Consider the following 12,742-nt stretch of genomic DNA (forward strand, 5'->3'; position numbering starts at 1 on the left):
GCAGAAACCAATCGTGGAGAAAAAAAGGAGAAAATGTAAATTATCATGCCCGATTAAGGCATAACTATGCATAACGAAACTTAAGCGAAATTTCCTCCTGTACAAAATCAATTTACTTTAAATTCTTTACAGTTATTGACGCTCCGCGCTGGCCGGTAACGGAAAACGAAACTGCACTTGCGTGCCGCTGCCCGGCGGTGAGACGATTTCCAGCACGCCGCCAAGGCGCTCAGCGCGCTCGCGCATGATCGTCAACCCGTAATGCCCGGCGGGCTCCTGCGTACTGTTCATACCGATGCCGTTATCACGAATGTAGACCGAGTGCAGCCCGTCAGGATCGGTCACACAACTGACGGTAATTTCGCTGGCCTGCGCGTGTTTAATCGCGTTGATGACCGCTTCGCGCACAATTTGTAAGACGTTCATTTGCTGTTGCGCATCCAGCGCCTGGGTGGGTAAACGGCAATCCAGATTTAGCTTCGCGCTGGTCTGGCTTTGCAAGACATCCAGCGCTTCACGCAGCGCGGCGGGTAGCGAGCTTTGCTGTAAAGAGAGGCGGAACGTGGTGAGCAGCTCACGTAACTGCTGCCAGGCGTTGTTCAGACCGCGCGAAAAGTCGTCGATAATCAAATGTGCCGGGGCGTTATCGTCCGGCACCGAGCGTTTAAGCAGCGCCAGTTGGATACGCAAATAGGAGAGCATCTGCGCCAGTGAATCGTGCAGCTCGCGGGCGATGGTGGCGCGTTCTTCCATCAGCATTAATTGCTGGTAATGTTTCTGCGCCTGGTTGATATAGAGCCCGCGTCCAAGAATGGTGGCGATATTGCACATCAGCGGCGCGGAGAGCGGCTGCTGGTGGCTTTGCCAGCGCAGCTCGCCCAGTACGTTCTCCTGCATATTTACCGGCAAGCTGTTCACCGGCAGTGCGGGGTCAAGCTCCCCTTGCTGGATCCGCCAGTTGTCATCGACAACCAGCTCCAGGAAGCAGGCGGCCTGATGATCGTAGACGATCTGCAACACGTGGTGCAGACAGAGGGCATCTATCTGGCTGGTATTGAGCGCCTGTGAGCACTGGTACATTACCTCCAGGCGGCTGTTAGCTTCATGCAGATCGCGGGTTTTTTCCGCCACCGACGTTTCCAGCGAGCGGTAGAGTTTAAACAGTTGCCCGGACATACTGTCGAACGTTGAAGCCAGTAACCCCAGTTCGTTATCCAGTTTGTTATCGAGGGGCAGCAAGGAAAATTGCCCCTGCTGGATATGCTGGCAGGTGGCGACCAGGTTATTAAGCGGTTTGACGACCCGCTGGCGAATACGGCGCAGCGTAAAAAACACCAGCGTGAAAATCCCTGCTGCGCCCAGCAGCGAAATAGCGACCACCAGCATCATCTTGCGTTCGGCATAGTGCTGGAGCGCCAACACGAACAAATCAATTTGCCCGACATAAGCCTGAATATTTTGCTCGTACCACTGCTGGTCGCCCTGAATCAGATGTTTTTCCATCTGGCGCCAGTTTTCGTGCAATTGCCCATAACGTTGCTGCACTTCCTGCGGAACGTACCAGTGGTTCAGGGTTTGTAATACGGGAGAGTTCAGCGTCTGCTGGTAAATCTGGCGGTGGGGTTGTAGCTCGGCGGTCTGTTTTTGCAGTTCGTAACCAAGACGGTAACTCTGCATGCGCAGTGACCCGGCAATATTAATGGCTTGCGCGTCATCAAGGCTGCTGGCAAGCGTGACGAGCGCCACCCCGGTGGAGAGCAGCGACAGTAAAACAAGAGAGAAAAAGGCTCTGGCCAGGCTTCCTGAAACAGGTTTTTTGACTATCACTGCAGCGCTTCCCAATCCTGATGTTACGTACAGGAAACATCGGCCTGAACGTCCATCGAATGAAATAATTTTTCAGGAATCCTGAAATAAATTGATCTGCTACAAGCTCGTGACAAATAGATAACCTTTCTGGGCAATTGAACATTGCCTGTGTCGTGCTGCCCCGGTAAATACAATGCTCATATAAAAAATAAGGTTTATTAAACCAGAAAAGAAGGGTGCCATGAATCGTTTTATTATGGCGAATAGCCAGCAATGTATAGGATGTCGTGCCTGCGAAGTCGCGTGTGTGATGGCGCACAATAATGAGCAACATGTGTTAAGCGCCGACCATTTTCACCCACGGATCACCGTGATTAAACATCAGCAGCACCGCAGCGCGGTGACCTGCCACCACTGTGAAGCTGCGCCCTGTGCCCGCAGTTGTCCGAATGGCGCAATCAGCCGCGTTGATGAGGCGATTCAGGTCAATCAACAAAAGTGCATTGGCTGTAAATCCTGCGTGGTGGCTTGCCCGTTTGGCACCATGCAGGTGCTTGTCACGCCAACTGGTGACGGGCTGGTAAAAGCCACCGCGCACAAATGCGATCTCTGCCAGGGCAGAGCGGAAGGGCCGGCCTGTGCGCAGAATTGCCCGGCCGATGCGCTGCAACTGGTGAACAGCGATGCGTTGGCGGGGCTTGCGAAATCACGCCGTCTGCGTACTGCCAGCCATGAGGCGCAGCCATGGCACTGTGTTGCGGCGCTGACTCCCGCCTTTAACGACCGCAAAGTGCGGCAGATGCGTAAAACGCCGCCGCGCGGTGAGCCAGATAAATTGTCACTGGCGGCGCGTAAAAGCGGTTTTGATGAAATCTATCTGCCGTTTCGCGCCGATCAGGCCAGTCGTGAAGCGGAGCGCTGCCTGAAGTGCGGCGACCACAGCATTTGCGAATGGACCTGCCCGCTGCATAACCATATTCCGCAGTGGATCGAGCGGGTAAAAGAGGGCGATATTGCGGCTGCGGTCGAACTTTCGCATCAAACCAACTGCTTACCGGAGATCACCGGTCGCGTCTGCCCGCAAGACCGGCTGTGCGAAGGGGCATGTACGGTACGCGATGAGTATGGCGCGGTCACGATCGGCAATATTGAGCGCTATATCTCCGATCAGGCGCTGGCGCAGGGCTGGAAACCTGATTTACAGCAGGTTGCGGTAGTGGATAAGCGCATCGCGATTATCGGTGCTGGTCCGGCGGGCCTCGCCTGTGCGGATGTGCTTGCTCGTCATGGCGTGAGCGCCACGGTGTTCGATCGCCACCCGGAAATCGGCGGCTTGCTTACCTTTGGCATTCCCGCTTTTAAACTGGATAAATCGCTGCTGGCGCGGCGTCGTGAAATTTTCAGCGCGATGGGCATCCGCTTTGAACTCAATTGCGAAATTGGCAAAGACATCGCGCTGGATACGTTACTCAGCGATTACGACGCGGTGTTTGTGGGTGTTGGCACCTACCGTTCCATGAAAGCCGGGTTGCCAAATGAGGACGCTCCGGGCGTTTATGATGCGCTGCCGTTCCTGATTGCCAACACCCGCCAGTTAATGGGGCTGCCGGATAGCGCCGACGAGCCGTTTATCAACACCAGGGGGCGCAATGTCGTGGTGCTTGGCGGCGGCGATACGGCAATGGACTGTGTCCGTACCGCACTGCGCCATGGCGCGAGCAAAGTGACCTGCGCCTACCGTCGCGACGAAGCCAACATGCCCGGCTCGAAGAAAGAGGTGAAAAATGCGCGGGATGAAGGGGCTGAGTTTGAGTTCAACGTCCAGCCGGTCAATCTTGAGCTGGATAAGAGCGGCAAAGTTTGCGGCATTCGCTTGCTGCGCACACAGCTCGGCGAGCCGGATGCCAAAGGCCGCCGCCGTCCGGTGCCGATTGAAGGCAGTGAGTTTGTTATGCCTGCCGATGCGGTGATCATGGCGTTTGGTTTCAACCCGCATTCAATGCCGTGGCTGGAGCGCCACGGTGTGCGCGTTGATGACTGGGGGCGCATTGCCGCCAGTGTCGAAAGCCAGTATCGCTACCAGACCAGTAATCCGAAAATTTTTGCCGGGGGCGATGCGGTACGCGGTGCCGATCTGGTGGTGACCGCGATGGCGGAAGGACGCCACGCCGCGCAGGGCATGATGGACTGGTTGGGCGTCAAAGCACCAGGGCAGCATTAAGGTGTTTGCCATAAAACAGGCTTCACGGCGTCACACTTCGCAGCGTAGTATTACGCAAAGTTGTTAGCGCTCTGGAGCCTGTATGTCGCTGAAAATTGAAGTTATCAAAGATAAAATCCTCTCTGAAAATTATTTTGTCCTGCGCAATATCACCTACGATTTGACCCGTCAGGACGGTGAAGTGGTGCGTCATAAACGTGAAGTTTATGACCGCGGCAATGGCGCCACTATCCTGCTGTATAACCGCGAAAAGCAGAGTGTGGTGCTGATCCGCCAGTTCCGGATTGCCACCTGGGTAAATGGCAACGTGGACGGTCGCCTGATTGAAGCCTGCGCCGGGTTACTGGATGACGATGAGCCGGAAGTGTGCATTCGTAAGGAAGCGATTGAGGAGACGGGGTACGAAGTTGGCGAAGTGCGCAAAGTCTTTGAGTTGTATATGTCACCGGGCGGGGTAACGGAAATTGTCCACTTCTTCATTGCGGAATATAACGATGCGCAGCGCGCTAATAACGGCGGGGGAGTGGAAGATGAAGATATCGAAGTGCTGGAGTTACCTTTCCGGCAGGCCTTAGCGATGGTCGCCAACGGTGAGATCCGTGATGGCAAAGCGGTGATTTTGCTGCAATATTTGCAAACATCTGGCCTAATGGACTGAAATTTATAAGGTTATCAGCTTCGCTTTCAGATGAAGCTATCCGACAAATCCGATTGAGCAAGCCTACCGGGAAATAGAATATACGCAGGTTCTGCGTCTATTCTTCCGGGGTTGTGCCAGCCATGCGTTACCGCAGCGTTTTGACTTTGCTCTTCGGCCTTCTGGCCGCACCGTGGCTGTGCGCTGCGCCCGCGCAACAAACCTTTTCCGACTGGCAGGTCACCTGTAATAACCAGAACTTTTGCGTGGCACGCAATATTGGCGAGCATCAGGGGCTGGTAATGACGCTGGAGCGCAGCGCCGGCGCGCGTGCCGATGCGACGCTGCGTATCGACTATGGCGGCATCGACGCGCCTGTTACCAAAGAACCGCCGATTGCCGGGCGCTTACTGTTTGACGGCCAGCCGCTGGTGCTGGCTGGCGAGCGCTGGCAAATCACGCCGTGGCATCTGGTGACGGATAACACTGATGCCATCACTTCGTTTCTAAAAAACATTCAGGAAGGCCAGGCGCTTACCCTGCGAGGCAGCAAGGGCGAGGTTTCTCTGGTCGGGCTGAAAGCGGCGCTGCTGTTTATTGATGCGCTGCAAAAACGTGTCGGCAGCGAAACGGCATGGATTAAAAAGGGCGATAGCCCGTCGTTAAGCGTCCCGCCCGCACCCGCGTTGAAAAAGGTAGCCACGGCCAACGTTGCGCCAGCTCCGCTGACGCACCAGGAACTGAACGATTTGCTGGATTACGGCACCTGGCGAATGAACAACAGCCAGTGTTCGCTGGATCCGATGCGCCGCCAGGTGCGTGTGAGCGCGTTAACCGATGATAAAGCGTTGCTGTTGATCGACTGTGAAGCGGGTGCGTATAACATGGTCGAACGCGCTTGGCTGGTATCACGGGAAAAACCATTTGCCGCGCGGCTGGTGCGCCTGATGCTGCCTTTCACGCCGGATAACGGTAACGATGAAATGGAGCTGATGAATGCGGCATTTGATGAGAAAACCCGCGAACTCACCACGCTCTCCAAAGGCCGCAGCCTGGCGGATTGCGGCGTGTCGAGCCGCTGGCGTTTTGACGGCCAGCGCTTTCGCCTGGTGCGTTACGCGCAGGAGCCCTCCTGCGATAGCTGGCACGGCCCCGATGCGTGGCCAACGCTGTGGGTGACGCGCTAACCCTTCGCTGACATAATCCCTTGCGGATATTTATATCGGGAAGGGAATAATGAAACGCTTTTACCCACAATGGCTTGCGGCCTGCGTGCTCTTTTTTGCCGTTCTGCCTGCACAGGCTGAACTGACCTCAGCGGATAAACAGAGCATCACCCAGCTTGTTGATGTCTGGAATAGCCATCTGAATGGCAATGCCCGGGCAACCGGCAGCGATCTCTATGCGGCTCAGGTCGAATGGTTTGGCCAGCATCTTGAGCGCGACGAGGTCCTGCGCCGCCAGCAAGCGTTCACCTCTCACTCACCACACTATGCGCAGCGCATTATCACCACGCTTGATATCGCCGAAGATGAGGCGGGCCAGGTTCAGGTCGGGTTTGTTAAACAAGCCGGGCTCGATGAAAAACAGGTAAAAAACTACCCGGCGCAGCTTACCTTCAGCAAACAGTCTGCGGGCTGGCGCATTAGCGGCGAAACCGATTTGCTCACCCGCTTCAATCAAAAAGAGGCATCGGTGCAGGGGCTGTTGACCAAAGGCAAGTTTGACGGCAACAGCAAAGATGTCGTGTGGGTGAACGCGCGCGACCCCAAAACCGGTGGCAGTTGCGATGAAGAGGGTGACTGTGAATGTAAGCTCTGGAGCAGCAACCCGGCTGTACAACCTGCGGTGGTGCCGCAGTGCATTGGTGGCGGGGTGGAAACGCTGTCGCAGCTCGATGATAGCGGGCGCGATCGGGTCGTTGTTTTCCCGCAATGGTGGACCAGCGCCTGGCGAGTGGTTTATGTCTTTGATATCCAGCAAGGGCAATGGACGAAAGCGCTGCCTTCATTTCCCATCAACATCAATGTTCAGGAAGACGATGACGCCACAACGCTGGTGAAACGCGATACGCAGCACAACGGCAATGTGCTGGTGAAAAAAGCGCTGTGGGATGAAAAGCAGGAAGATATCGTGACGCCGCAGGAGAGCGAGCCGTTGCTGGTGGTGAAATAAAAATGGCGCGCCAGCCATTTATGCTGGCGCGCTCACGCTTATTTTTTCAGTACCGCTTTGGCTTTCGCCACCACGTTTTCGACCGTGAAGCCGAAGTAGGGGAACAGCTTCTCGGCAGGTGCCGATTCCCCGTAACCGGTCATACCGACAATCGCCCCTTTCAGGCCGACATATTTGTACCAGTAATCGGCGATCCCGGCTTCAACCGCCACGCGTGCACTCACATCCGATGGCAGCACATATTCACGCCAGGCTTCATCCTGCGCGTCGAAAATATCGGTCGACGGCAGCGATACCACGCGCACTTTATGGCCTTCGTTAGTCAGTTGCTCCGCCGCGTTGACGGTGATCTCCATCTCCGAGCCGGTCGCAATCAGGATCACATCCGGCGTGCCGTCGCAATCTTTCAGGATATAACCGCCACGGCTGATGGCCTGCACCTGCTCCGGGGTTCGCTCCATTTGCGTGAGGTTCTGGCGCGAGAGGATCAACGCTGTCGGGCCATGATGTCGCTCGATCGCCAGCTTCCAGCCGACTGCCGCTTCTACCTGGTCGCACGGACGCCAGGTGCTGAAGTTCGGCGTTAAGCGCAGGCTGGCGAGTTGTTCAACCGCCTGGTGCGTTGGGCCGTCTTCCCCTAAGCCAATCGAATCGTGGGTGTAAACCATGATCTGCCGGGCTTTCATCAACGCCGCCATACGCGCCGCGTTGCGGGCATATTCAACGAACATCAAAAAGGTGGCGGTATAAGGCACAAAACCACCGTGGTGCGCGATGCCGTTGGCAATGGCCGTCATACCAAACTCACGCACGCCGTAGTGAATGTAATTCCCGGCGGGGTCCTCTTTCAGCGAGGTGGAACCGGACCAGATGGTGAGGTTGCTGGGCGCGAGGTCGGCGGAACCGCCAAGCAGTTCCGGCAGGATTGGCCCATAGCTGTTGAGCGTGTTCTGCGAGGCTTTACGGGTGGCGATTTTCGCCGGGTTGGCCTGCAGCTTATTGATCCAGTCGGTGGTGGTTTTTTCCCAGCTTTCCGGCAGTTCACCGCTCATACGGCGTTTAAATTCAGCTGCCAGATCCGGGTACTCTTTAGCCCAGGCCGCCAGTTTCTCATTCCATTCATGCTGATGTTTCGCCCCGCGTTCGCGGGCATCCCACGCCTGGTAAATCTCTTTCGGGATTTCAAAAGCCGGGTATTTCCAGCCGAGTTTTTGCCGGGTGAGCGCCACTTCTTCTTCACCAAGCGCCGCGCCGTGCGACTCCTCTTTCCCGGCTTTGTTCGGCGAGCCAAAACCAATCACCGTGCGGCAGATAATCAGTGACGGCTTATCTTTCACGCTTTGTGCTTCTTCAATCGCTTTTTTCACCGCCTCGGGTGAATGCCCGTCGATATCGCCAATCACATGCCAGTTATAGGCTTCGAAGCGTTTGGCGGTGTCATCGGTAAACCAGCCCTCAGTCTCGCCATCAATGGAGATGCCGTTGTGATCGTAAAAGCCGATCAGTTTGCCGAGTCCGAGCGTGCCCGCCAGCGAACAGACTTCATGGGAAATGCCTTCCATCAGGCAGCCATCGCCCATAAACACATAGGTGTAGTGGTCAACAATGTCATGCCCCGGCCGGTTGAATTGCGCGGCCAGCGTACGTTCGGCAATCGCCAGCCCGACGGCGTTCGCCAGCCCCTGCCCGAGCGGGCCGGTGGTGGTTTCCACGCCCGGCGTATAGCCGATCTCCGGGTGGCCCGGGGTTTTGGAGTGGAGCTGGCGGAAGTTTTTTAGCTCTTCAAGCGGCAGGTCATAACCGCTGAGGTGCAGCAGGCTGTACAGCAGCATTGAGGCATGACCGTTAGAGAGGATAAAGCGGTCGCGATCGTACCAGGTGGGGTCCGCCGGGTTGTGGCGCAGAAAATCATTCCACAGCACTTCGGCAATATCCGCCATCCCCATCGGGGCGCCAGGGTGGCCAGAATTGGCTTTTTGCACCGCGTCCATACTCAGGGCGCGAACGGCGTTTGCAAGCTCTCTACGGGACATAATTCACTCCATGGCAAAGGTTAAAGTTTAGCGGCGAGCAGATCTTCAAGGCTGCGCTGATCAACGGCGAACTGACGGATCCCGTCGGCCAGTTTATCGACGGCCATCGGATCCTGGTTATGCTCCCAACGGAATTCAGCTTCTGTTAACGGTTCCGGGCGATGGAAGGTTTGGCGCGATGGCACCAGTTTGCGCTCAACAATGCCTTCCTGTGCCTGTAGCTCTTTCAGCAGCGCCGGAGAGATAGTCAGGCGGTCACAGCCCGCCAGCGCGAGGATCTGCTCAGTGCGGCGGAAGCTTGCGCCCATCACGATGGTTTCATAGCGATGTTGTTTGTAGTAGTCGTAGATATTGCGCACCGACTTCACGCCGGGATCTTCATCCACCACATACGGGTCGAGCGGTTTGCGATCGTTATACCAGTCGTAAATACGGCCAACGAAAGGCGAAATCAAAAATACACCCGCTTCGGCACAGGCGCGCGCCTGGGCAAACGAGAACAGCAGCGTCAGGTTGCAGTTGATCCCCTCTTTTTCCAGCTCTTCTGCCGCGCGGATCCCCTCCCAGGTTGACGCCAGTTTGATCAAAATGCGTGACTTGTCGATGCCCTGATCTTTATACAGCGCCACCAGCTGGCGCGCTTTGGCGATGCTCTTCTCTTTGTCGTAAGAGAGGCGGGCGTCAACCTCGGTGGAGACGCGTCCCGGGATGCTTTTCAGAATTTCCGCACCAAAATTGACCGCCAGTTTGTCGCTGGCTTCTGCCACTTGCTGCTCCTGGGTTTTACCACGCGCTTTGCCGTAGGCAATGGCATCGTCAATCAGATGCGAGAAGTGCGCCAGCCCGGCCGCCTTCAGCAGCAGGGAAGGGTTGGTGGTGGCATCTTCCGGCTGATAGTGGCGAATGGATTCGATGTCGCCGCTGTCGGCCACCACGGTAGTGAATTGTTTGAGGCCGTCTAAGTGATTCATGAAAAATAACTCCTTTAAAAGCAATGGATTACTGGAGTGCTTTCTGTCGCACTTTTGTGAGGATGAGAGGTGCATAACAAAAAAGCATAGCAGACGCGCCCGGGCCCTGCGTTTTGCGGCACGTAACAAAGTTGCGATAAATTGATAACAATTTTGTTTATGTCATGGCGAGATTTTGGCTATGTTCAAAGTTTATGCGGGCGACAGAGGCCATACTATGCGGCGCATTGGGATAGACATCGCACGTTTCACTCTGAAAACAACGTGAAAGGAACCTCAAATGGACGACCAACTAAAACAAAGTGCCCTCGATTTTCACGAATTCCCCCGTCCGGGGAAGATTCAGGTCTCCCCGACAAAACCGCTGGCAACACAGCGCGATCTGGCACTGGCCTACTCTCCTGGCGTCGCCGCGCCTTGTCTTGAGATCGAAAAAGACCCGCTGGCAGCCTACAAATACACCGCGCGCGGCAATCTGGTCGCCGTGGTATCCAACGGTACTGCGGTACTCGGCCTTGGCAATATCGGCGCACTGGCCGGTAAACCCGTGATGGAAGGCAAAGGCGTACTGTTCAAAAAATTCGCCGGAATCGATGTGTTTGATATCGAAGTGGATGAACACGATCCGGACAAACTGATTGATGTTGTAGCCGCGCTGGAACCGACCTTTGGCGGCATTAACCTGGAAGACATCAAAGCGCCGGAGTGCTTCTACATTGAAGCGAAGCTGCGCGAACGCATGAATATTCCGGTATTCCACGACGATCAGCACGGTACGGCGATTATCAGCACCGCCGCTATTCTCAACGGCCTGCGCGTGGTCGAGAAGAACCTCTCCGATGTGCGCATGGTGGTTTCCGGCGCGGGCGCAGCGGCGATTGCCTGTATGAACCTGCTGGTGGCGCTTGGCATGCAGAAACACAACATTGTGGTCTGCGACTCAAAAGGCGTTATCTACAAAGGCCGCGAACCGAATATGGCGGAAACCAAAGCCGCTTATGCCGTTGACGATGACGGCAAACGCACGCTGGCGGATGTGGTTGCCGGTTCGGACATCTTCCTTGGCTGTTCCGGGCCGAAAGTGCTGACCCCGGAAATGGTGAAAGGTATGGCGCGCCAGCCGCTGATCCTCGCGCTGGCGAACCCGGAACCGGAAATTCTGCCGGATCTGGCGAAAGCGGTGCGCCCGGACGCCATTATCTGCACCGGCCGTTCTGATTACCCCAACCAGGTAAACAACGTTCTTTGCTTCCCGTTTATTTTCCGTGGCGCGCTGGATGTCGGCGCAACGGCAATTAACGAAGAGATGAAGCTGGCGGCAGTTAACGCTATCGCGGAACTGGCGCATGCTGAGCAGAGCGAAGTGGTGGCTTCAGCCTATGGCGACCAGGATCTCAGCTTTGGCCCGGATTACCTGATCCCGAAACCGTTTGATCCGCGCCTGATTGTCAAAATCGCGCCTGCGGTGGCAAAAGCCGCCATGGATTCCGGCGTGGCGACGCGACCTATCGCTGATTTCGATGCTTATGTCGATAAGCTCACTGAATTTGTCTACAAAACCAATCTGTTTATGAAGCCGATCTTCTCGCAGGCGCGTAACGCACCGAAACGCGTAGTGCTGGCAGAAGGTGAGGAGCCGCGCGTACTGCATGCCACGCAGGAACTGGTGACGTTAGGGCTGGCAAAACCGATTCTGATTGGCCGTCCGAGCGTCATTGAGATGCGTATTCAGAAACTCGGTTTGCAAATCCGCCCGGATGTGGATTTTGAAATCGTCAATAACGAGTCCGATCCGCGCTTTAAAGAGTACTGGATGGAGTACTTCAACATCATGAAACGTCGCGGCGTGACGCAGGAGCAGGCGCAGCGCGCGGTGATCGGTAACACCACCATTATTGGCGCGATCATGGTGCATCGTGGCGAAGCGGACGCGCTGATTTGTGGCACCATCGGTGATTATCACGAGCATTTCAGTGTGCTGCAGCCGATCTTCGGCTACCGCGAGAATGTCCATGTCGCAGGCGCGATGAACGCTTTATTGTTGCCAAGCGGCAACACCTTTATCGCCGATACTTACGTCAATGAGGATCCCAGCGCGGAAGAGCTGGCGGAGATCACCATTCTGGCGGCGGAAACGGTACGCCGTTTCGGCATTGAACCGCGCGTGGCGCTGCTTTCGCATTCGCAGTTTGGTTCATCGAACGCGCCTGCGGCGGTGAAAATGCGCGATACGTTAGCGCTGGTGCGTGAACGCGCGCCGGAGTTAATGATTGATGGCGAAATGCACGGTGACGCGGCGCTGGATGAGAGTATCCGCCATGAACGTATGCCGGATAGCCCGCTGAAAGGGGCGGCGAATATCCTGATTATGCCAAACGTAGAAGCGGCGCGAATCAGCTACAACCTGCTGCGCGTGTCCAGTTCGGAAGGGGTGACCGTAGGGCCGGTGCTGATGGGCGTGGCGAAACCGGTCCATGTGCTGACACCGATAGCCTCGGTGCGGCGTATCGTCAATATGGTTGCACTGGCGGTGGTGGAGGCGCAAACGCAGCCGCTGTAATGTTTGTGTCTGCGAACCGTCGATAATCGGATTGTCGCTTGTTGGGTTGTTTTTGAAGGAAGCCGCTCGCTCTTTCTGTCCGGGCGACATTCAATCGCGATGGGTTGCGTTCCGCTGAAATCGGCGAACCGAAGAGTGAGTGACAAGGTCTGGACGCCATGGATGGCGGCCTGAAGCGAATCGAGCCACGGACAAAATTGCCGGGGCCATGTTGAACAGCGCTTGCGCTGACTCCGAAGGGGCAAGTAATCGCGAGTCGAGCTGACCGCAGGCACGCACTCGGGAAGTGAGCGTAGTGCAAAGCACCGATTTATCGCGCAGACGCGGGCATTGAAA

At 56.0% G+C, this 12,742-nt stretch carries 8 protein-coding genes; 5 read left to right on the top strand and 3 right to left on the bottom strand.

All coding sequences use genetic code 11. The annotated features are described in order from the left end of the window. Positions 1 to 132: 132 nt before the first annotated feature. Entirely contained in the window at positions 133 to 1,827 is a 1,695-nt protein-coding gene (gene narQ / locus O3S68_RS00600; protein WP_269230591.1) for a nitrate/nitrite two-component system sensor histidine kinase NarQ, read from the bottom strand. 223 nt (positions 1,828 to 2,050) lie between these two features. Between narQ and aegA the strand changes: the two genes are divergently transcribed. The 4 genes from aegA (at position 2,051) to O3S68_RS00620 (ending at position 6,842) form a co-directional block, all read left to right on the top strand. Continuing rightward, a complete protein-coding gene (aegA, locus tag O3S68_RS00605; RefSeq protein WP_269230592.1) occupies positions 2,051 to 4,030 on the top strand; it encodes a formate-dependent uric acid utilization protein AegA in 1,980 nt (659 codons plus the stop codon). An 82-nt stretch (positions 4,031 to 4,112) separates the two neighbouring features. Further along, a complete protein-coding gene (gene nudK / locus O3S68_RS00610) occupies positions 4,113 to 4,688 on the top strand; it encodes a GDP-mannose pyrophosphatase NudK (protein WP_097407651.1) in 576 nt (191 codons plus the stop codon). A 122-nt stretch (positions 4,689 to 4,810) separates the two neighbouring features. Then, positions 4,811 to 5,854: a DUF1176 domain-containing protein gene (locus tag O3S68_RS00615; RefSeq protein WP_269230593.1), complete on the top strand. Its 1,044-nt coding sequence runs from the start codon at positions 4,811 to 4,813 to the stop codon at positions 5,852 to 5,854. Between the two features lie 49 nt (positions 5,855 to 5,903). Beyond that, the gene (locus tag O3S68_RS00620) at positions 5,904 to 6,842 is read left to right on the top strand and encodes a hypothetical protein (protein ID WP_269230594.1); all 939 of its coding nucleotides are present in this window, start codon (positions 5,904 to 5,906) and stop codon (positions 6,840 to 6,842) included. 38 nt (positions 6,843 to 6,880) lie between these two features. Here O3S68_RS00620 and tkt read toward each other — a convergent pair whose 3' ends face one another. Further along, positions 6,881 to 8,875: a transketolase gene (gene tkt, locus O3S68_RS00625; protein ID WP_269230595.1), complete on the bottom strand. Its 1,995-nt coding sequence runs from the start codon at positions 8,873 to 8,875 to the stop codon at positions 6,881 to 6,883. Positions 8,876 to 8,895: 20 nt separating this feature from the next. Continuing rightward, a complete protein-coding gene (tal, locus tag O3S68_RS00630) occupies positions 8,896 to 9,846 on the bottom strand; it encodes a transaldolase (RefSeq protein WP_045510301.1) in 951 nt (316 codons plus the stop codon). Positions 9,847 to 10,126: 280 nt separating this feature from the next. Between tal and maeB the strand changes: the two genes are divergently transcribed. Continuing rightward, positions 10,127 to 12,406 carry an NADP-dependent oxaloacetate-decarboxylating malate dehydrogenase gene (gene maeB, locus O3S68_RS00635; protein WP_045510298.1) on the top strand — a complete coding sequence of 760 codons (2,280 nt, stop codon included), beginning with the start codon at positions 10,127 to 10,129 and terminating at the stop codon, positions 12,404 to 12,406. Positions 12,407 to 12,742 lie beyond the last annotated feature (336 nt).

The sequence above is a fragment of the Kosakonia sp. SOY2 genome, assembly GCF_027109175.1.
Lineage (GTDB): Bacteria > Pseudomonadota > Gammaproteobacteria > Enterobacterales > Enterobacteriaceae > Kosakonia.